This is a genomic window from uncultured Amaricoccus sp. (assembly GCF_937891315.1).
Taxonomy (GTDB): Bacteria; Pseudomonadota; Alphaproteobacteria; order Rhodobacterales; family Rhodobacteraceae; genus Amaricoccus.
In genome coordinates this window covers 1-20686 of sequence record NZ_CALAGI010000092.1, presented here as the reverse complement: position 1 = coordinate 20686, position 20686 = coordinate 1, and the positions used below count along the sequence as shown (strand labels likewise).

Genomic DNA, 20686 nt, shown 5'->3' with positions numbered 1-20686 from the left:
ATGGCGGCAGTCGACGACATCGGCGTTCGTGAGGGGGTCGATCAGGAGACCGTTGACGCGGTGCGCTCGGTTGGCGAGCGATACAAGTACGGGTTCTCCACCGACATCGACACCGAATACGCGCCGAAGGGGCTGAACGAGGGCATCGTCCGGCTGATCTCGGAAAAGAACGGCGAGCCCGATTGGCTGACCGAGTGGCGGCTCAAGGCTTTCGAGCGGTGGAAGACGCTCGAGGAACCGACCTGGGCGATGGTTCACTATCCGAAGATCGACTTCCAGGATCAGTATTATTACGCCCGTCCGAAGAGCATGACCACGCGGCCGAAGTCGCTCGACGATGTCGATCCGACTTTGCTCGCCACGTACGAGAAACTCGGCATCCCGCTCAAGGAGCAGATGATTCTGGCGGGTGTGGAGGGCGCCGGCGACACGCCGGTCGAAGGGCGCAAGGTCGCGGTCGACGCGGTGTTCGACTCGGTTTCGGTCGGCACCACCTTCAAGGCGGAGCTGGCGAAGGCCGGCGTGATCTTCTGCCCGATATCCGAAGCGGTGCGGGAATATCCCGATCTGGTGCGCAAGTATCTCGGCAGCGTGGTGCCGGTGAGCGACAATTTCTACGCGACGCTGAACTCGGCGGTCTTTTCCGATGGCTCCTTCGTCTATATCCCACCCGGCGTGAAATGCCCGATGGAGCTTTCGACCTATTTCCGCATCAACGCCGAGAATACCGGCCAGTTCGAGCGGACGCTGATCATCGCCGACAAGGGCTCCTATGTCAGCTACCTCGAAGGCTGCACGGCGCCGAAACGCGATACGGCGCAGCTGCACGCGGCGGTGGTGGAGATCGTGATCCTCGAGGATGCCGAGGTGAAATATTCCACGGTCCAGAACTGGTATCCCGGCGACGAGGAAGGCCGGGGCGGCGTCTACAACTTCGTGACCAAGCGCGCGGATTGCCGCGAGGCGCGGGCCAAGGTGATGTGGACCCAGGTCGAGACCGGATCGGCGATCACCTGGAAATACCCCTCCTGCCTGCTGCGCGGCGAGAGCGCGCAGGGCGAGTTCTACTCGATCGCCATCGCCAACAACGCCCAGCAGGCCGACACCGGCACCAAGATGGTCCATCTCGGCAAGAACACCAAGAGTCGGATCGTCTCCAAGGGCATCTCGGCCGGGCGCGCGCAGAACACCTATCGCGGCCTCGTCTCGATGCATCCGAAGGCCAGGAACAGCCGCAACTATACCCAGTGCGACAGCCTGCTCATCGGCGGCGCCTGCGGCGCGCATACGGTTCCCTATATCGAGGTGAAGAACAACTCGAGCCGGGTGGAGCACGAGGCGACCACTTCCAAGGTGGACGAGGACCAGCTCTTCTATTGCCGCGCCCGCGGCATGGACGAGGAGGAGGCGGTCGCGCTGGTCGTCAACGGTTTCTGCCGCGAGGTGCTGCAGGCGCTGCCCATGGAGTTCGCCATGGAGGCGCAGAAGCTCGTCGCGATCAGTCTCGAAGGGAGCGTCGGCTGATGGCTGGCCTGCTTTCGCATCTCGCCGGCGTTCCCGGGACCTTGCGCCTGGCGCGTGGCGTCTCGCTCGACGACGCGCTGACGGCGGGGTTGGTGGCCGCGCCCTTCGCGGGCGCCGCGGGCGTCTGGATCAGTGCGCTGACCTGGTGGCCGAACCCGCTCATCCAGGCGCTGACGGCGGTGCTCTGGCTCGCGCTGGCGCTCTGGATCGCAGGCTTCCGGCGGGAAGGCGAGCCGGAATGACCTGCGCGCTCCTGTTGGCGGGCCTGGTCGCCGCCGCGACGTATTTTCTGGACAGATGGAGCAGCGCGCCCCGCCCGGCGCCGGTTCGTATCGAGACGAGGAAGCAGCATGCTGAAAATTGAGAACCTCCGCGTCAAGCTCGAGGAGGAGGAAAAGCAGATCCTCAAGGGCCTCGATCTCGAGGTGAAGGCCGGCGAGGTTCACGCGATCATGGGTCCGAACGGTTCGGGCAAGTCGACGCTGAGCTATGTGCTCGCCGGTCGCGACGGCTACGAGGTGACCGACGGGACCGCGACGCTCGACGGCGCCGACCTGCTGGCGCTGGAGCCGCAGGACCGCGCCGCCGCCGGGCTGTTTCTCGCCTTCCAGTATCCGGTCGAGATCCCCGGCGTCGGCAACATGACCTTCCTGCGCACCGCGCTCAATGCGCAGCGCAAGGCGCGGGGCGAGACGGAGGTCAACGCCGCCGACTTCCTGCGCCTGGTCCGCGAAAAGGCGCGCACGCTCAATATCGACGCCGAGATGCTGAAGCGGCCGGTGAATGTCGGCTTTTCCGGCGGCGAGAAGAAGCGCAACGAAATCCTGCAGATGGCGGTGCTTCAGCCGCGCATGTGCATTCTCGACGAGACCGACTCGGGCCTCGACGTCGATGCGATGAAGTTGGTGGCCGAAGGCGTCAACGCGCTGCGCTCGCCCGACCGGGCATTCCTCGTCATCACCCACTATCAGCGGCTGCTCGACCATATCCGTCCGGACGTGGTGCATATCATGGCAGATGGCCGCATCGTCCAAAGCGGCGGCCCGGATCTGGCGCTCGAGGTCGAGAACAACGGCTATGCCGGCATCCTGAAGTCCGTGGCCTGAGATGGCGGTCGCGGTACGAAAGACGGACGCCGGCGCCGCGCTGCTCGCGGCGTGGTCCCAACCCGCCGGCGAGGCGGTTTGGGCCGGCGCGGCGCGTGCGCTGGCGGCGCGGCGGTTTGTCGATATGGGCGCGCCGATCCGGCGCGATGAATATTGGCGCTTCACCGACCCGACCAGCCTGACGGCGGAGGCGGCGCCCGCGGCGGCGGTTCTGAGCGCCGACGAGGCCTTCGCCGAGGCCGCTGGCCCGCGGCTTGTCTTTGTCGATGGCGTCTTCGCCCCGGATCGATCCGATGCGCTGGAGGGTGCCGGTGTCGAGATCCAGACGCTGCGCGCGGCGCTCGCCACCGACATTCACTGGGCGCGCGACCTGTTCGGCGGTCTCGAGGCGCGGGGGCAGTCGCCGGTCGACCGTCCGCTCGCCGCGCTCAATACCGCGCGGGCGACCGAGGGGCTGGTGATCCGCGTCGGCGGCGCGGCGCCGGCGCCGCTGCGGCTCGTCTATCTGCGCGAGAAGCCGGACGCCGATGCGATGGTGCGCCTTGTGATTCGACTCGAGGCGGGCGCGGACCTCACGCTGCTCGAAACCGGCGCGGGGGCGGCGCGGCTGAACTCCGTGCTGGAGGTCGAGATCGCCGACGACGCGGCCTTCCACCATGTCCGCACCCAGGGCCGCGACCATGAGCGCCGCGCCGCGACCGCGATCTTCGCGCGGCTCGGCGCGCGGTCGAGCTTCAAGTCCTTCACCCTCGCCATGAACGGGCGACTGACCCGCAACGAATGCGTGATCGAGTTCACCGGCGACGACGCGCATGCGCGGGTGGCCGGCGCCTGTGTAGGCGAGGGCGATTTCCATCACGACGACACCGTCTTCATCACCCATGACGCGGAACGCTGCGAGAGCCGGCAGGTGTTCAAGAAGGTGCTGCGCGACGGCGCGGTCGGGGTGTTCCAGGGCAAGATCCTGGTGAAGCCCGGTGCGCAGAAGACCGACGGCTACCAGATCAGCCAGGCGCTGCTGCTGGACGGAGACAGCCAGTTCCTGGCCAAGCCCGAGCTCGAAATCTACGCCGACGACGTCGTCTGCAGCCACGGCTCGACCTGCGGCGCGGTTGATCCGACCTCTCTGTTCTATCTCACCTCGCGCGGCATTCCGCGAAGCGAGGCCGAGGGGCTGCTGGTGCTCGCCTTCCTCGACGAGGCGATCGCCGAGATCGAGGACGCGGGGCTGGCCGACGACGTTCGGGCGAGGCTCGCCGGCTGGCTGGCGCGCCGGGGCCGGCTCTGATCCCGTGGCGGGCCTTGCCGGAGCAATCGCGCGGGCCTACCGCGACCCGCGGGGCGCCATGGCGCGCGAGATCGCGGCGGGGCTGACCGACGCGCGCCTCCTTGCCTGGCTCTTCATGGCCTGCGGCATGGGCCTTGTCGCCAGCCTGCCGAACGCCGTCCGCGCGGCGCGGGCGCTCGACATCGACCAGCCGCTGGCGGGCGCGGTCTCGGCGCATCTTTTCGGCTATCTCTTCGTGGCGCCGCTGCTCGTCTATGGCGTCGCCGCGTTGGCGCATCTCGTCGGCCGCGCCTTCGGGGCAACCGGCGGCTATTTCGGGGCCCGGGCGGCGGTGATCTGGAGCCTGCTTCTCGCGGGACCACTCGCGCTCGCCGTGACCTTCGCGCGCCTCCTCGGCGAGGCGGCGTTCGATGGCGCGCCGACCATCGGACGTCTGCTCGGCTATGCCGCGATGGCCTACTGGCTCTGGCTCTTCGCAGCCAGCTTCGCCGAGGCCGAAGGCTTTCCGGCCACCGGCCGCGTGGCGCTCGTGCTCGGTCTTCTCTTCGCCGGCCTTTCGGTGTCGGTGAGCTTGCTCCTGCGCGGCGCGCCGGTTACGGGCTGACGGACGGAGGCGCGCATGGAGACTGAGATGACCCGGAGATGGGCCGAACTGGTCAAGGAGAGCTTCCTGCGCCCCAGGACCGCGGCGCGACGGATTCTCGGCATGCGCTTTGGTCCGAACGAACTGTTGCAACTCGCCCTGGTGATTACCTGCCTCGGCATCATTCTTGCTTTCGTTGCCATGCGCGTCAGTGGCGGAGTGGTCGACGGGGTGGCGACCTGGATGCTCGGCACGCCACTGCTCGGCGCGCTGGTCGAATTCGCGCTGCTCGGGGTGATCGCCGTCCTCACCCATCGCATCGGCGCGCTGTTTGGCGGGTCGGGGTCGTTCTGGGACGCCCTGACCCTGTTGGTCTGGCTCAACGCGGTCATGCTCGTCCTGCAGGTCGCGCAGTTGCTGATGCTCTTCGTGCTGCCGCCGCTCGCCCCGCCGGTCGCGTTCTTCGCCGTGTTCTGGGGGCTCTGGGCCTTCGCCAATTTCGTCACCGAGCTGCACGGGTTCAACAATCCGATGATGGTGCTCGGCGGTGTGGTCCTGACCACCATCGTGCTCTTCATCGGCGTGGCGATGCTCCTTGCCATTCTCGGCATCACTCCGAGCGGGGGTACATGATGTACGACGTCGCCGCGGTTCGCCGCGATTTTCCGATCCTCTCGCGTCAGGTCCATGGCCGGCCGCTGGTCTATCTCGACAACGGCGCCTCGGCCCAGAAGCCGCGGGCGGTGATCGAGGCGATGACCGAGACTTACGAGAACGGCTATGCCAATGTGCATCGCGGGTTGCACTACCTCTCCAATCAGGCGACCGACCGCTACGAGGCGGTGCGCGGCACGATCCGACGGTTTCTCGGCGCGGCGCATGAGGACGAGATCCTGTTCACCTCGGGCTCGACCATGGGCATCAACCTCGTCTCCTACGCCTGGGCCGCGCCGCGGCTCGCGGCGGGCGACGAGATCGTGCTCAGCGTGATGGAGCATCACGCCAATATCGTCCCCTGGCACTTTCTGCGCGAGCGTCAGGGCGTGGTGCTGAAATGGGTCGATACCGCCCCCGACGGCGGGCTCGATCCGCAGGCGGTGATCGACGCGATAGGCCCGCGCACCAAGCTCGTCGCGATCACCCACATGTCGAACGTGCTCGGCACGGTGGTCGATGTGAAGGCGATCTCGGCCGCGGCCGCCGCACTCGGTGTGCCGGTCCTGGTGGACGGCAGCCAGGCGGCGGTGCACATGGCGATCGACGTGGTCGATATCGGCTGCGATTTCTATGCGATCACCGGGCACAAGCTCTATGGCCCGACCGGATCGGGCGCGATCTACATCCGCCGCGAGCGGCTGGCGGAAATGCGCCCGTTCATCGGCGGCGGCGACATGATCCGCGAGGTCACGAAGGATCACGTCACCTACAACGACGCGCCGCACAAGTTCGAGGCCGGCACTCCGGCCATCGTGCCGATGATCGGCCTCGGAGTGGCGCTCGACTACATGACCGGACTCGGGCTCGACAATATCGCCGCGCATGAGCACAAGCTGCGCGACTATGCGAGCGACCGGCTGTCCGGGCTCAACTGGCTGAACCTGCAGGGCACGGCACCGGGCAAGGGGGCGATCTTCTCCTTCACCCTTGATGGTGGCGCGCATCCGCATGATATTTCGACGATTGTCGACCGCAAGGGCGTCGCCGTCCGCGCCGGCCATCATTGCGCGCAACCGCTGATGACCCATCTCGGCGTCACCGCGACCTGCCGGGCCTCCTTCGCTCTCTACAACACCCCCGACGAAGTCGATGTGCTGGTGGACGCGCTGGAAACCTGCCACGATCTGTTTTCCTGAGAGATCACAGGGGGGCGGAGTCTCGGCGCTATGGGGCGGCGGCCTTGGCACTTAGTCGCGGCGCCGCGCGGCGTGAGATGAGATCGTCAGCAAGTTCGGTCCGCAGCGTGCTGCACTTCTTCCGGATCATTTCGTAGGCGTCGGAACTCAACGGGCGCTCATCGGCCTCGACGACGTGGCGCTGGATTTCCTCCTGGACGCCGAAATATGCGTCCCTCGCACGCTCTGAGAGATACATTCCACCTTTGTCGAAGTACCAGTTGCGAAGGCTCTCACTGAATGTCAGGAGAGTTTGAAGCGTGACAGGATTTGGTCTCGGGTAGAGCGGCAAAAGAGAGGTCAGTTTCCAGAGTTCCTCATACACCACCACGCGCCGCCCACGCAAATCGATGTCGATCGCCTGAGTCAACTCGAGCATGCTCCGATTGAGTTCCTCGGCTCTCCGCAGATTTGACTGGTTCACTTCGGAGATACTGCTTCGCAGGACCGCCGTCGAGGTTTCGATCGCCGATTTCATGACGAACCCGACCGCGGTAATCACAACGGGTATCGAGGCGACGACCACAGCTATCAGTCCGTCCCAAGTCAAAATGGCACCTGCTATAGTTGCCAACATCTGATCCGCTTGACTTGTGATCTTGCGCCCGCTGAGGCGTTTTGTAAATGCGCTCAGCCGCAGGACGCGCGGATCGCCGCGATGTTCGCGGCGTAGTCGCCGCCCTTGAAGACGGCGGAGCCGGCGACCAGCGCGTCGGCGCCGGCGGCGCGGACCAGCGGCGCGGTGTTGGGTGTGACCCCGCCATCGACCTCGAGCCAGATCGGCCGCGCGCCGATCATCGCGCGCAGCGCGCGGATCTTGGGAAGCTGCGAGGTCAGGAAGGATTGGCCGCCGAAGCCCGGATTGACCGTCATGACGAGAATGAGGTCGCAGCGGTCAAGCACGTATTCGACGGCCGCGGGTGGCGTCGAGGGCGTCAGGGACACGCCCGCCCTGACGCCGAGTTCGCGGATGCGCGCGAGGCTCCGGTCGAGATGCGGACCGGCCTCGGCGTGGATGGTGATGATATCGGCCCCGGCCTTGACGAAGGCTTCGAGGAAGGGATCCGCCGGCTGGATCATCAGATGCACGTCCATCACGGTCGTCACATGTGGACGCAGCGCGGCCACCACGGCCGGGCCGATGGTGATGTTCGGCACGAAATGTCCGTCCATCACATCGACATGCACCCAGTCGGCGCCGGCCGCCTCGATCGCGCGGATCTCCTCGCCGAGCCGGGCGAAATCGGCGGAAAGGATCGAGGGCGCGATCTTGACGTCGCGGGAGAAGGGGGCGGTCATTTCAGCCGTTCGATCAGGCTCGACGTGTCCCAGCGCGCTCCACCGAGGCCCTGCACATCCTTGTAGAACTGGTCGATCAGCGCGGTGACCGGCAGGGCGGCGCCGTTCAGATCAGCCTCGGCGAGGCAGATGCCGAGGTCCTTGCGCATCCAGTCCACCGCGAAACCGAAGTCGAACTTGCCCGCCAGCATGGTCTTGCCGCGATTTTCCATCTGCCACGAGCCCGCCGCGCCTTTCGAGATCACTTCCAGCACCGCCTCGCCGTCGAGGCCCGCCTTTTTCGCGAAGGCCAACCCCTCGGACAGGCCCTGCAGCAGGCCGGCGATGCAGATCTGGTTCACCATCTTGGTCAGCTGCCCGGCTCCCGCCGGCCCCATCAGCCGGCAGGCGCGGGCATAGGCGAGGATCACCGGCTCGGCCGCGGCGTAAGGCTCGGGCGCGCCGCCGCACATGACGGTGAGGGCGCCGTTCTCGGCTCCGGCCTGACCGCCGGACACCGGCGCGTCGACAAAGCGCGCGCCGCGCTGCTCGGCGGCCGCGCTCAACTCTCGCGCGACCGTTGCGGAGGCGGTGGTATGGTCGACGAAGATCGCGCCAGGGGCGAGCGTCGCAAAGGCGCCGCCCTCGCCCAAGGTTACGGAGCGCAGGTCGTCGTCATTGCCGACGCAGCAAAAGACGATTTCCGCCGCCGCCGCCGCCTCGGCCGGCGTCGCGGCGCGCGCCCCGCCGTGCTGGGTGACCCAGGCCGCGGCGCGTGCCGGCGAGCGGTTGAAAACCGTGACGGAATGGCCTTTGGCCGCGAGATGTCCGGCCATCGGATAGCCCATGACGCCGAGACCGATGAAAGCTACCCGTGCCATGTCGCCACACGCCCCCCGCCGTTGTGTCGCCTCTAGTGGCCTGCTATCCCAACGGGGTCAAGCCGACAGCGAAGGGACCGGCTCGCATGGCGTTTCTCTTCCGCTGGCTGATGCGCGCATTCCTCGCACTGGCCGTGCTTGCCCTCGCGGCGGTGGCGCTGGCCTACTATCTCGCGCAACAATCGTTGCCCGACTATGGTCGCTCCTATGTGGTCGAGGGGCCGCGCGCCGAGATCGAGATCCTGCGCGACAGCCACGCGGTTCCGCATATCCTCGCGACGGAGGACAGCGACGCCTTCTTCGGGCTCGGCTTCGCGCATGCGCAGGATCGGCTCTGGCAGATGACGCTGCTGCGCCGCACCGCCCAGGGCCAGCTGTCGGAACTGTTCGGCCCCGAGACGGTGCCGGTGGACGAGCTGATGCGCGCGCTCGATATCTACGGCCTCTCGCGCCGGGCGGCGCGCTCGCAGGACGCGGCGACGACGGCGGCGATGGAGGCCTATTGCGCCGGGGTGAACGCCTGGCTGCGCGTGGTGCAGGACGAGGCGTTGGGCCGCGGCGCCCCGGAATTCTTCCTCTTCAACCCGCGCATCGCGCCCTGGACGCCCGCCGATTCGATCGCGATCCTGAAGCTGATGGCGCTGCAGCTGACCGACAAGGCCGAGCGCGAGACCCTGCGCGCCGCGCTGTCGCTGCGCCTGCCGCCGGAGCGGCTGCGCGATATCCTGCCCGAATCGCCGAACGCGCCGGTAATGGGGTTGCCCGACTATTCCGAACTCTTTCCCGGCGCGCCGGGCGGTCCGATCCGAACCGCGCGCGTCGCCTTCGACCCGACGCCGGCCGTCGGGCTCGGTGGCGCCTCGAACGCCTTCGCGGCGATGGGCAAGCGGACGGCCGGCGGCGCGCCGCTGCTGGCCACCGACCCGCATCTCGCGCTGAGCGCGCCGTCGATCTGGATGCTGGCGCGGATGGATCTGGCCGAGGGGCCGGTGATGGGCGCGACGATCCCGGGCGTACCGGCGGTGCTGATCGGGCGCAACGCCGATCTCGGCTGGGGCCTCACCTCCAGCTATCTCGACGATCAGGACATCTATATCGAGCGACTGAACCCCGCCGACCCGAACGAATACCTGACGCCGACCGGATACGCCCGGTTCGAGACCCGCGGGGCGGCGATCAAGGTGAAGGGCGCGCCAGACGTGACGCTTGGCCTGCGCTGGAGCCGGCACGGGCCGGTCATCCCCGGCGACTGGTTCGGCGCCGCCGCGGTGACTCCTCCCGGCGACGTGGCGAGCCTCGCCTGGACCGCGCTGACCGAGGACGACCGCTCGATCGGTGCCGCCATCGGCCTGATGCGCGCCCGCTCGATCCGCGAGGCACGGGTCGCGGCGGCGAATTTCGTCGCACCCTCGCTGAACCTCACCCTCGCCGACCATGAGTCGGTGGCGCTGCAGATGATCGGCCGCGCGCCGATCCGGCAAGCGGGCCACACCAGTCAGGGCAGGGTGCCGGCGCCTGGCTGGCTCGCCGTGAACGACTGGCAGGGCACGCGGCCATTCGACGAAAATCCCTGGGTGGAGGACCCGGCCAGCGGTATCGTGGTCAATACCAACAACCGGCTTACCGACGCGCGCTTTCCCGACCATCTCAGCTTCGACTGGGGCGACGACCACCGGATCCTGCGGGCGAGCAAGCTGCTGAACGACCGGCAGTATCACAGCCTCGACAGTTTCATCGAGATCCAGACCGACACGGTGTCCGAAGCGGCGCGGGTGCTGTTGCCGCTGATCGCCCGCGACCTCTGGTATTCCGGCGAGCCGGTGGCCGAGGACACGGCCGCGCGCCAGCGGCAACTCGCCCTGGAGCGGCTGGCGAACTGGAACGGGGCGATGTCCGAGCATGATCCCGAACCGCTGATCTGGGCGGCCTGGGCGCGGGCGCTGCAGCGGCGGCTGACGGTGGACGAACTCGGCGCGCTCTCCGTCTCGGTTCAGCGACCCGATCCGGTGTTCATCGAGAGGGTCTATCGCAACGTGGACGGGGCCGGCGTCTGGTGCGACGTGGCGCGATCGACCGTCGTGGAGACCTGCGTCGAGATGGCCCGTCGCGCGCTCGACGACGCGCTGCTCGAATTGAGCGAGGCCTATGGCCCGAGGCTCGAAAGCTGGCGCTGGGGCGACGCGCATCAGGCGGTGCATCGGCACCAGACGCTGGGCGATATTCCGGTGCTCGGTCAACTCGTCAACATCACCCAGAGCACGGCGGGCGGCGACGATACGCTGATGCGCGGCCAGACCCCGGCGAGCGGCCCTGAACCCTATCGCAACACCCACGCGGCGGGGTTCCGCGCGGTCTATGATTTCTCCGATCCCGATTCGAGCGTCTTTATCATCGCCACCGGTCAGAGCGGCCATCCGATGTCGCGCTACTATGACGATCAGTCGGTGCTCTGGCGCCGGGGGGAATACATCCCGATGTCGCTCGATGCGAACCTCGCCCGCGCCGGGTCCATCGGCTCGACGCGGCTGACGCCGAAGGCGCCGTAGTCAGGCCGGGCCGACGTCGCGGGTGAGGAGGCGGAAGCCGGCGCCCGGATGGGTCAGGCGGGCGAAGGTCACCGCCGCGCCGTCGAGCCAGGTTGCGCGCTCGATGACAAAGACCGGGGCGCCGACGGGGATCGCCAGCGCCTCGGCCTCGACCTCGTTCGCCGCCGCGGCGGAAAGGCTGTGCTCGGCGACCGAGAAGGGCACGGTCCGCACCAGCCAGTCGTTGGGGCCGGCGTCGAGGAAGGTCTCGGCCTCGGCGCCCGGCGCGGTGGCGAGGCTGATCCAGCGGTCTTCGAGCTGATAGGGTCGTCCGTCCGCGCTGTGCAGGCAGGTGACGCGCAACGCCGGCCCAGGCCCCAGCAGGGCGCGGATCGCGGACGGCGGCGTGCCCCGGCGGCGCGACAGGCGGTGATAGCCGTAGGCCCGCCCCGTCGCCTCGATCTCCTCGCGGATGAGCGGGATGCGCAGAAGCGCCTCGCGCGCGCGGCGCTCGACAACGCGGCTTCCGGCGCGGCGGCGGCGTTCGATCAGCCCGGCCTCGACCAGCGCGGCGAGGGCGCGGGCCACGGTCGGCCGGGTGCAGTCGAATTCCCGCGCCAGTTCCGCCTCGCGCGGGATCGCCGTGCCGGGCGGCCAGGCGCCCGAGGTGATACGCGCGAGCAGATCGGCGTGGATCGCCGCGTGCTTTGCCGTCGGCTTGATCATCGGATCAGATCAGGGCGCGGAGGTCGGCCATGGTCCGGCGCCAGGCGGTTTCGATCCGGTCGCGGTCGAAATGCCGGCCGTCGCTCACCACGCGCCGTCCCGCCGACCAGACGTCGCGCACCGCGCCGCGCGGTCCGGCGAAGATCCAGCCGTCGAGGATCTGCAGCTGATCAAGCGGCGCGAGACTGGCATGATCGCGGTCCAGCGTCAGCAGATCGGCCCAGGCGCCGACCCGGATCGCGCCGCTGTCGCGCCCGAGTGCGCGCGCCCCGCCGGCGAGCGCGCCGGTGTAGAGCGTGGTGCCGGTCGAGGCGCCCGGCACGCTCAGCACATTGCGCGCCCGGTCGCGCAGGCGCTGGGAATATTCGAGCTGGCGCAGTTCGGTCGCGAGATTGATCTGGATATTGCTGTCGGTGCCGAGCCCGAAGCCGCCGCCGGCCGCGAGATAGGTCGGCCCGTTGAAGATGCCGTCGCCGAGATTTGCCTCGGTGATCGGGCAGAGCCCCGCGACCGCGCCGGAAACCGCGAGTTCCCGTGTCTCGGTCTCGGTCATCTGCGTCGCGTGGATCAGGCACCAGCGCGCATCGAGGCCGATCTCGGACAACAGGAAATCCACCGGACGCCGCCCCAGCCAGGCCTCGATCTGGGCCACCTCCTCCTCCTGCTCGGCGGCGTGGATATGCAGCGGCCCGCTGGGGCGCACCGCGAGCAGCGCGCCGAGGTCGCGTGGCGTCGTCGCGCGCAGCGAATGCGGCGCCGCGCCGAGCACGCCGTCGGGGCCGAGGTCGGGCGCGCATTCGGTCAGCGCGGCGAACCGGTCGATGTCGCAACCAAAGCGCAGCTGGCCGTCCGAAAGCGGCGCCTCCCGCGCTCCGCCGTAGGTATAGAGCACCGGCAGCAATGTCAGGCCGATCCCGACCGACCCCGCCGCCGCGGCGATCCGCTGCGACATTTCCGCGATGTTGTCGTAAGGGTGCCCGCCCGGCTGATGGTGCAGATAGTGGAACTCCGCCACCGCCGCGAAGCCGGATTCCAGCATCTCGACGAAGGCGAAAGCGGCGATCGCCTCGACCTGCTCCGGCGTCAGATGATCGAGAAACTTGTACATCAGTCGGCGCCAGGTCCAGAAGCTGTCCGGACTCGGCCCCCGCCGCTCGGTCATGCCGGCCATGGCCCGCTGGAAGGTGTGGCTGTGCAGATTGGCCGCGGCCGGTATCAGCGCCCGCTCGGCCAGCAGATTGTCGCCGGGCCTCGGCGAGGTGTTCGGCGTGACCGAGGTGATGCGCCCCTCGTCGATCTCGAGCCGCAGATCGCGGATCCATCCTTCGGGCAGGAGGGCGACCGGGGCGAACAGGGTCTGCGGCAAGGGCGGCCTCCAGATGATTGACTGAGGTTTAATATGCATTTACATATTCGAGTCGTCAAGCATTGACAAATCCTGAGGACGCAGATGCAAGCCACGGATATTATTCTGACAAACACGGTCGTGGCGACCATGGCCGATGGATATGGACTGATTCCCGCCGGCGCCGTCGTCCTCCGGGGTGGCAAGGTTGCCTGGGTGGGACCGGAAGCCGGACTTCCGTCGGATCTTGGCGACCCGCCGGTGCGCGATCTGGCGGGCCGGCTCATCACGCCGGCGCTGATCGATTGCCATACCCATGTCGTGCATGGCGGCGATCGGGCGCTGGAATTCGAGATGCGACTGCAAGGGGCGAGCTACGAGCAGATCGCCCGTGCCGGGGGCGGCATTGTCTCGACCGTCGCAGCGACGCGCGCGGCGGACGAGGGCGCCTTGCTCGCCGCCGCCCTGCCGCGGATCGACGCGCTGATCGCCGAGGGCGTCGGGACGATCGAGATCAAGTCGGGCTATGGGCTCGAACGCGAGACCGAGCTGCGGATGCTCCGGGTCGCGCGCGCGATCGGCCGGGTGCGTCCGGTGTCGGTGCGGACGAGCTACCTCGGCGCGCACGCGGTCCCGGCGGAGTATCGCGGCGACCCGGCGGGCTATCTCGCCGAGGTCTGCCTGCCCACCCTGCGCGCCGCCGCGGCCGAGGGGCTGGTCGACGCGGTGGACGGCTTCTGCGAGGGCATCGCGTTTTCGCCGGACGAGATGGCGCAGGTCTTCGCCGTGGCGGCGGAGCTCGGCCTGCCGGTGAAGCTCCATGCCGAACAGCTCTCGAACCTGCGCGGCGCCGAACTCGCCGCGCGCCATGGGGCGCTGTCGGCCGATCATCTCGAATGGCTCGACGCGGCGGGCGCCCGGGCGATGGCGGCGGCGGGGACCGTCGCGGTGCTGTTGCCCGGCGCCTACTACACCTTGCGCGAGACCAAGGCGCCGCCGGTCGAGGATCTGCGCGCCGCCGGGGTGGCGATCGCGGTGGCGACCGACTGCAACCCCGGCACCTCGCCGCTGACGTCCCTGCTGCTCGCGATGAACATGAGCTGCGCGCTCTTCCGCCTGACGCCGGAGGAGGCGCTGGCCGGGACGACGAAGGTCGCGGCCAGGGCGCTCGGGTTGCGCGATCGCGGTGTGATCGCGCCGGGGATGCGCGCCGATCTCGCGATCTGGGAGGTCGAGCATCCGCGCGCACTCGCCTATCGCATCGGGTTCAATCCGCTGGTCGAGCGGCTGTTCGGAGGCTCGGAATGATTGCGATGTTGCCCGGGGAAACCCGGCTCGACGCGCTGCGCGCGGTGCTCGCGGGCGCGCCGGCCATGCTCGATCGATCGGCGCGGCCGGCGGTCGAGATGGCGGCCGGCCGGATCGCGACGGCGGTCGCCGGAGAGGCGGCGGTCTATGGCGTCAATACCGGCTTCGGCAAGCTCGCCAGCGTCAAGATCGCGGCGAAGGACACCGCGCGGTTGCAGCGGAACCTGATCCTCAGCCATTGCGCCGGGGTAGGGGAGGCGACGCCGGTCGCCGTCACGCGGCTGATGATGGCGCTGAAGCTGCTGTCGCTCGGCCGCGGCGCCTCGGGCGTGCGCTGGGAACTGATCGAGCTACTGGAGGGCATGCTCGCCCGCGGGGTGACGCCGGTCGTGCCGGCGCAGGGCTCGGTCGGGGCCTCCGGCGATCTGGCGCCGCTGGCGCATATGGCGGTGGTGATGATCGGCGAGGGCGCGGCCGAGGTCGGGGGCGCGGTAATGCCGGGCGCGGCGGCGCTGGCCTCCGTCGGGCTCGCACCGATCGAGCTGGCGGCGAAGGAGGGGCTGGCGCTCATCAACGGCACGCAATTCTCCACCGCCTGGGCGTTGGCCGGGCTGTTCGGCGCCTGGCAGGCGGCGCGGAATGCGCTGGTCATCTCAGCGCTGAGCACGGATGCGATCATGGGCTCGACCGCGCCGCTTCGCGCCGAGATCCACGCGCTGCGCGGCCATCGCGGGCAGATCGAGGCGGCGGCGGCGATGCGCGCGGTGCTGGCGGGATCGGAAATCCGCGAGAGCCATCGCGACGGCGACAGCCGGGTGCAGGATCCCTATTGCATCCGCTGCCAGCCGCAGGTGACCGGCGCGGCGATGGATCTGTTGCGCCACGCGGCTTCGACGCTGGAAACCGAAGCGAACGCCGCCACCGACAATCCGCTGGTGCTGAGAGACGGCATCGTGTCGGGTGGGAATTTTCACGCCGAACCGGTTGCTTTCGCGGCCGATATCATCGCGCTGGCCGTGGCGGAGATCGGCGCCGTCGCCCAGCGGCGGGTGGCGCTGATGGTCGATCCGACGCTGAGCCACGATCTGCCGCCGTTCCTGACCGCCAATCCCGGGCTGAACTCCGGCTACATGATCGCCGAGGTCACCACCGCCGCCTTGATGAGCGAGAACAAGCATCTCGCGCATCCCTGCTCGACCGATTCGACGCCGACCAGCGCCAATCAGGAGGATCACGTCTCGATGGCGGCGCACGGGGCGCGGCGGCTCGGGCGGATGGTGGGCAATCTCGAACGCATCCTCGGGATCGAGGCGCTCTGCGCCGCGCAGGGGATCGAATATCGCGCACCGCTCCGGACCAGCGCGCCGCTCGCCGCCGTGATCGCGCGGCTGCGCGAGCGGGTGCCGACGCTCGGCGACGATCGCTACGTCGCGCCGGAGCTGGAGGAGGCCGCGGCGCTGGTGCGCTCGGGCGCGCTGGTCGCGGCTTGCGGGCTTGGGTTGCCGGAACTGGGCGACAGGGGAACAGGGGCCGGAACCGGCCGGGACAGGGGAGACATTTCATGACCGATCCGCGCCACAATATCCGCACCATCACCCCGCCGACCGGGACCGAGATCAGCGCCAAGAGCTGGCTCACCGAGGCGCCGCTGCGGATGCTGATGAACAATCTGGCACCCGACGTGGCGGAGAATCCGCACGAGCTGGTGGTCTATGGCGGCATCGGCCGCGCGGCGCGGACCTGGGCGGATTTCGACCGGATCGTCGCGTCCCTGCGCGATCTCGAAGCCGACGAGACGCTGCTGGTGCAGTCGGGCAAGCCGGTGGGCGTCTTTCGTACCCATCCCGACGCGCCCCGCGTGCTGATCGCCAATTCGAATCTGGTGCCGCATTGGGCGAACTGGGACCATTTCCACGAGCTCGACCGCAAGGGGCTGATGATGTACGGCCAGATGACGGCCGGCTCCTGGATCTATATCGGCACCCAGGGCATCGTGCAGGGCACTTTCGAGACCTTCGCCGAGGCCGGGCGCAAGCACTATGGCGGCGATCTCAGGGGGCGCTGGATCCTGACCGGCGGGCTCGGCGGCATGGGCGGCGCCCAGCCGCTGGCCGCCGTCTTCGCCGGGGCCTGCTGTCTCGCCGTCGAATGCAATCCCGACAGCATCGATTTCCGCCTGCGCACCCGCTATCTCGACGAGAAGGCCGAGACGCTGGACGAAGCGCTGGCGCTGATCGAGCGCTGGACCAAGGCGGGCGAGGCGAAGTCCGTCGGTCTGCTCGGCAACGCGGCCGAGGTCTTTCCCGAACTCGTCCGCCGCGGCGTCCGGCCCGACATCGTGACCGACCAGACCAGCGCGCATGACCCGGTCAACGGCTATCTGCCGCTCGGCTGGACCATGGGCGAATGGCGCGAAAAGCGCGAAAGCGACCCGAAGGCGGTGGAGAAGGCCGCGCGCGCCAGCATGAAGGTCCATGTGATGGCGATGGTCGACTTCTGGAACGCCGGCGTGCCCACGCTCGATTATGGCAACAACATTCGTCAGGTGGCGCTGGACGAGGGGCTCAAGGATGCCTTCGCCTTCCCCGGTTTCGTGCCGGCCTATATCCGGCCGCTGTTCTGCCGGGGCATCGGGCCGTTCCGCTGGGCGGCGCTGTCGGGCGATCCGGAGGACATCTACAGGACCGACGCCAAGGTGAAGGAGCTGATCCCGGACGATCCGCATCTGCACCAATGGCTCGACATGGCGCGCGAACGGATCGCCTTTCAGGGCCTGCCGGCGCGGATCTGCTGGGTCGGGCTGGGTCAGCGCCATCGGCTCGGCCTCGCCTTCAACGAGATGGTGCGGACCGGCGAGCTGAAGGCGCCGATCGTGATCGGCCGCGACCATCTCGATTCGGGGTCCGTGGCGAGCCCGAACCGCGAGACCGAGGCGATGAAGGACGGATCGGACGCGGTGTCGGACTGGCCGCTGCTGAACGCGCTCCTGAATTGCGCGAGCGGCGCGACCTGGGTCAGCCTGCATCACGGCGGCGGCGTCGGCATGGGCTTCAGCCAGCATTCCGGCATGGTGATCTGCTGCGACGGCACCGTCGAGGCGGATGCGCGGATCGGCCGCGTCCTCTGGAACGACCCCGCGACCGGCGTCATGCGCCATGCCGACGCCGGCTACGAGATCGCGCTCGACTGCGCGCGGGAAAACGGGCTGCGCCTGCCGGGGATCCTCGGCAATTGAGCGCGCCGCGGCCCGTCCCGGCGGTTCTGGCGGTGATCCTGCGCGGCGAGGAGGTGCTGCTCGTCCGTCGCGCCAATCCGCCGGACGCCGGCCTCTGGGGCTTTCCCGGCGGCAAGATCGAACTCGGCGAGACGCTCGGCGCGGCGGCGGAGCGCGAGGCCCGGGAGGAGACCGGCGTCCGCTGCCGCGCCGGCGCCGCCTTCGCCGCGCTCGACGCCTTCCACCGCGAGGATGGGGCGTTGCGGGCGCATTACGTGATGGTCGCCGTGACCTGCGCCTGGCTCGAAGGTGAGCCGCTGGCCGCCGACGACGCGCTGGAAGCCGCCTGGGCGCCGATCGCCGGCCTCGCCGTCCGAACCGATACCAGCGCCGACGTTGAAAGCGTCGCGCATGCCGCGCGGGCCTTCGGCTGATCAGGCCGCCGCGGGTTCAAGCGCGCGCAGCGCCTCGGCGGCGATCTCGAAGGAACGCAGGCGCGCGGCGTGGTCGTGGATCTGGCCGGTCAGGATCAGTTCGTCCGGCCGGTGCCGCGCGATCAGCGCGGCGAACGCGGCCCGCACCGTCTCCGGCGCGCCCGCGGCCGTGACCGCCAGCGCCTCGTTCACCATGGCGAGCGCCGCCGGCCCGATCTCCGCCGCGACATCGGCGACGGGCCGCGGCAGCGGGCCCGGCCGGCCGGAGCGCAGGCGGGCGAAGGCGAGCTGCGTCGAGCTCCGCAGATACGCGCCCACGGCGTCGGTCGCGGCCGCGAAGACGTTGACCGCCAGCATGAACCGCGGCCGGTCGAGATGGACCGAGGGCCGGAAGGTCTCGCGATAGACCGCTATCGCCTGGTCGAGCGCGGCCGGGGCGAAATGTGAGGCGAAGGCGTAGGGCAGGCCGAAATGCGCGGCGAGCTGCGCGCCATAGAGGCTTGATCCGAGGATCCAGACCGGCACATGCGTCCCCGTGCCCGGCACGGCGCGCACCGTCCGGTCCGGCGCGTCGTCGTCGAAATAGCCGATGAGTTCCAGCACATCGCGCGGAAAGGTGTCCGCCGCCTCCATCCCCCGCCGCAGGGCGCGGGCCGTCGCCATGTCGGTCCCCGGCGCCCGTCCGAGCCCGAGGTCGATCCGGCCGGGGTAGAGCGTCGCCAGCGTGCCGAACTGCTCGGCCACCATCAATGGCGCGTGGTTCGGCAGCATGACCCCGCCGGCGCCGACCCGGATGCGCTCCGTTCCCGCCGCGACCTGTCCGATCACCACCGCCGTCGCGGCGCTGGCGATCCCGGGCATGTTGTGATGCTCGGCCAGCCAGAAGCGATGATAGCCCCATTCCTCGGCCCGCCGCGCGAGATCAAGCGTATTGCGCAGCGCGTCGGCGGCGGACCGGCCTTCGGGAACCGGCGACAGGTCGAGCACGGAATAGGGGATCATGGGACACACCGGGAGAGGATTGCTCCCCGAATGTAGACACGGTCGGCCGTCAATCCAGCCCTGACGGGAGGTCGCTCGCGCCTAAAATCCGGCGCGGATCGCCTCGAGCGCCGCGATCGCGCCGGTCTCCTCGGCGATTGCCGCCCGGCGCTCGTCGCTCAGCGGCTGGATCGGCGCGTTCCAGCCCAGCCGCCGCCGCTCGGCCGTCGCCAGCCGCGCGAGAGCGGCGATCGCCGCGTGATAGCGCGTCAGCGCATCGTCACACGCGGCGAGCCGCGGTCCCAGCGGTATCCGCGCCGCGCGCCGCTGCGAGATCGCCTCGCAGGCCCACAGCATTTCGATCGAGAAATGCGCCAGGCCCCGCCCATAGGCCTGGCCGCGGAAGAAGCCGCAGGCGTCCGAGGCTTCGAGCACGACGAACCGGACCGGCGACGGCGCCGCCTCCTCGGCGAACGCGCCATCGACGCGGACGAGGAGCAGCGACAGAATGAGCGGACGAAGCCGGATGTGCCACATGGCGGACCCCTTCGATGCCGACGCGCTCCGGGGACCAGCGCCCCCGGCGGCTCAGCCCCGCGGACGGGCGCCGAGCCGGGCGACTTGGGCGGGGACTATGCCCGAACGTGGTTAACGCGAGGTTGCCCGACTTCCGCCGGCGGCCCGGCCGGGCCGGATGGGTGGCGGCGGGACCGCGTGACTGGAGCATCCGACGAGCGGACCCCGATCCGCCGCGCGGTCGAGACGGGTTCGGTCAGCGGTAGTTGGCGGCGGCGAGTTCGATATTGAAGAGGCTCGGGTTCGAACTCACGCCGGTGGAAAGCTCGGTCAGCGCCACCTCGGTCCGCTGGCCGGTCTTGGTGGTGATCGCCCAGGCCCGCAGCGCGATCGGATCCTCGGAGAAGGTCATCACCATCCGCCCGTCGTTCGGCGCCCGGGGGTCGACCACCGTCACATGCACCCCCGCCGCGTCGCGCGTCGCGCCGAGCACCATGCCCGGCTCGCGCAGCGACAGGTTCTCGCGCAGGAGCAGCGACAGAGGCGTCCGGCTGAGCGGGTAGCGCGTGGGATTGCGGTTCGATTTCGGATCGAACACGCCGACATTGGTCCCGTCGGCGATCACCATGGCCCCTTTGGGCTGATCGTATTCAAAGCGGATCCGCCCCGGCTTCGCCAGGTAGAAGGCGCCGGTCTGCACCGATCCATTGGGATTGGTCTGGCGAAACCGCCCCTGCGCGTTGCGCAGCGCGACGAGATAGGCGTTGATCGCGGACACATCCACCGCCTGCGCGAAGGCGGGCGCGGCGAAGGGCAGGGCGGTGAGGGCGAGGAGGAGGGCGCGGCGATTCATGCGCGCAGTGTTAGCGGGTTGGCGTGGGGAATGCATGGGCGCACTGGCTCACAAGTTCGATAGGCGGGATTGGGAGGCGGGCCCTGCCCTCACCGGATGATCGGATACTGAGATAGTTCTCGGCTTTTCTGCTCTGTTCGGTAACACGGCTCAAAGAACCAGACCGGCCGCACACGCACGGTGAATAGCGTCCCCCACGCCGTCCAGGCCGGGAAAAAGATTCCGCCGGTCG

General features: G+C 69.0%; 20 protein-coding genes. 12 read left to right on the top strand and 8 right to left on the bottom strand.

The window, feature by feature from the left end; all coding sequences use genetic code 11:
- From sufB to Q0480_RS08315, 7 genes are all read left to right on the top strand, one after another.
- Positions 1-1524 carry a Fe-S cluster assembly protein SufB gene (gene sufB, locus Q0480_RS08345; RefSeq protein ID WP_299131973.1) on the top strand — a complete coding sequence of 508 codons (1524 nt, stop codon included), beginning with the start codon at positions 1-3 and terminating at the stop codon, positions 1522-1524.
- Positions 1524-1766: a hypothetical protein gene (locus Q0480_RS08340; RefSeq protein WP_299131972.1), complete on the top strand. Its 243-nt coding sequence runs from the start codon at positions 1524-1526 to the stop codon at positions 1764-1766. Before sufB ends, Q0480_RS08340 begins: the two co-directional genes overlap by 1 nt.
- Before the next feature lie 108 nt (positions 1767-1874).
- Positions 1875-2630: a Fe-S cluster assembly ATPase SufC gene (gene sufC, locus Q0480_RS08335; RefSeq protein ID WP_299131971.1), complete on the top strand. Its 756-nt coding sequence runs from the start codon at positions 1875-1877 to the stop codon at positions 2628-2630.
- 1 nt (position 2631) lies between these two features.
- Positions 2632-3918: a SufD family Fe-S cluster assembly protein gene (locus tag Q0480_RS08330; protein WP_299131970.1), complete on the top strand. Its 1287-nt coding sequence runs from the start codon at positions 2632-2634 to the stop codon at positions 3916-3918.
- A gap of 4 nt (positions 3919-3922) precedes the next feature.
- Complete coding sequence (locus tag Q0480_RS08325; RefSeq protein ID WP_350459549.1) at positions 3923-4522, top strand: YIP1 family protein; 600 nt, start codon at positions 3923-3925, stop codon at positions 4520-4522.
- A 27-nt stretch (positions 4523-4549) separates the two neighbouring features.
- The gene (locus tag Q0480_RS08320) at positions 4550-5134 is read left to right on the top strand and encodes a Yip1 family protein (RefSeq protein ID WP_299131967.1); all 585 of its coding nucleotides are present in this window, start codon (positions 4550-4552) and stop codon (positions 5132-5134) included.
- Complete coding sequence (locus Q0480_RS08315; protein ID WP_299131966.1) at positions 5134-6354, top strand: cysteine desulfurase; 1221 nt, start codon at positions 5134-5136, stop codon at positions 6352-6354. Before Q0480_RS08320 ends, Q0480_RS08315 begins: the two co-directional genes overlap by 1 nt.
- A gap of 28 nt (positions 6355-6382) precedes the next feature.
- Here the strand turns inward: Q0480_RS08315 and Q0480_RS08310 are convergent, their stop codons facing one another.
- Genes Q0480_RS08310 through Q0480_RS08300 form a run of 3 tightly spaced genes read right to left on the bottom strand, consistent with a single transcriptional unit; the run spans position 6383 to position 8552 of the window.
- Positions 6383-6970 carry a hypothetical protein gene (locus Q0480_RS08310; protein ID WP_299131965.1) on the bottom strand — a complete coding sequence of 196 codons (588 nt, stop codon included), beginning with the start codon at positions 6968-6970 and terminating at the stop codon, positions 6383-6385.
- Positions 6971-7023: 53 nt separating this feature from the next.
- On the bottom strand, positions 7024-7692 hold the full coding sequence (rpe, locus tag Q0480_RS08305) for a ribulose-phosphate 3-epimerase (protein ID WP_299131964.1): 669 nt from the start codon (positions 7690-7692) through the stop codon (positions 7024-7026).
- Complete coding sequence (locus Q0480_RS08300; protein WP_299131963.1) at positions 7689-8552, bottom strand: NAD(P)-dependent oxidoreductase; 864 nt, start codon at positions 8550-8552, stop codon at positions 7689-7691. The genes rpe and Q0480_RS08300 overlap by 4 nt, the downstream gene beginning before the upstream one ends.
- 86 nt (positions 8553-8638) lie before the next feature.
- Between Q0480_RS08300 and Q0480_RS08295 the strand changes: the two genes are divergently transcribed.
- Positions 8639-11098 carry a penicillin acylase family protein gene (locus Q0480_RS08295; protein ID WP_299131962.1) on the top strand — a complete coding sequence of 820 codons (2460 nt, stop codon included), beginning with the start codon at positions 8639-8641 and terminating at the stop codon, positions 11096-11098.
- Here the strand turns inward: Q0480_RS08295 and Q0480_RS08290 are convergent, their stop codons facing one another.
- Both Q0480_RS08290 and Q0480_RS08285 read right to left on the bottom strand, forming a co-directional pair.
- Entirely contained in the window at positions 11099-11803 is a 705-nt protein-coding gene (locus tag Q0480_RS08290; RefSeq protein ID WP_299131961.1) for a GntR family transcriptional regulator, read from the bottom strand. It lies immediately after the preceding gene.
- A gap of 4 nt (positions 11804-11807) precedes the next feature.
- Entirely contained in the window at positions 11808-13169 is a 1362-nt protein-coding gene (locus tag Q0480_RS08285) for a formimidoylglutamate deiminase (protein ID WP_299131960.1), read from the bottom strand.
- 84 nt (positions 13170-13253) lie between these two features.
- Here Q0480_RS08285 and hutI point away from each other — a divergent pair, with 84 nt between their 5' ends.
- From hutI to Q0480_RS08265, 4 genes are read left to right on the top strand one after another with little or no spacing between them, the layout of a single operon-like run.
- Entirely contained in the window at positions 13254-14456 is a 1203-nt protein-coding gene (gene hutI, locus Q0480_RS08280; protein WP_299131959.1) for an imidazolonepropionase, read from the top strand.
- Positions 14453-16021 (top strand): histidine ammonia-lyase, encoded by a 1569-nt coding sequence (gene hutH / locus Q0480_RS08275; RefSeq protein ID WP_299131958.1) that lies wholly within the window; start codon positions 14453-14455, stop codon positions 16019-16021. The genes hutI and hutH overlap by 4 nt, the downstream gene beginning before the upstream one ends.
- Positions 16018-17691, top strand: a complete 1674-nt coding sequence (gene hutU, locus Q0480_RS08270) for a urocanate hydratase (RefSeq protein ID WP_299131957.1) — start codon at positions 16018-16020, stop codon at positions 17689-17691. The genes hutH and hutU overlap by 4 nt, the downstream gene beginning before the upstream one ends.
- Positions 17688-18104 (top strand): NUDIX domain-containing protein, encoded by a 417-nt coding sequence (locus Q0480_RS08265; protein WP_299131956.1) that lies wholly within the window; start codon positions 17688-17690, stop codon positions 18102-18104. Before hutU ends, Q0480_RS08265 begins: the two co-directional genes overlap by 4 nt.
- Here Q0480_RS08265 and Q0480_RS08260 read toward each other — a convergent pair whose 3' ends face one another.
- The 3 genes from Q0480_RS08260 to Q0480_RS08250 all read right to left on the bottom strand — a co-directional run bounded on the left by Q0480_RS08260 (position 18105) and on the right by Q0480_RS08250 (position 20454).
- The gene (locus Q0480_RS08260) at positions 18105-19106 is read right to left on the bottom strand and encodes an LLM class flavin-dependent oxidoreductase (protein ID WP_299131955.1); all 1002 of its coding nucleotides are present in this window, start codon (positions 19104-19106) and stop codon (positions 18105-18107) included.
- A gap of 81 nt (positions 19107-19187) precedes the next feature.
- The gene (locus Q0480_RS08255; RefSeq protein WP_299131954.1) at positions 19188-19622 is read right to left on the bottom strand and encodes a hypothetical protein; all 435 of its coding nucleotides are present in this window, start codon (positions 19620-19622) and stop codon (positions 19188-19190) included.
- Between the two features lie 235 nt (positions 19623-19857).
- The gene (locus Q0480_RS08250; protein WP_299131953.1) at positions 19858-20454 is read right to left on the bottom strand and encodes an outer membrane lipoprotein carrier protein LolA; all 597 of its coding nucleotides are present in this window, start codon (positions 20452-20454) and stop codon (positions 19858-19860) included.
- Positions 20455-20686 lie beyond the last annotated feature (232 nt).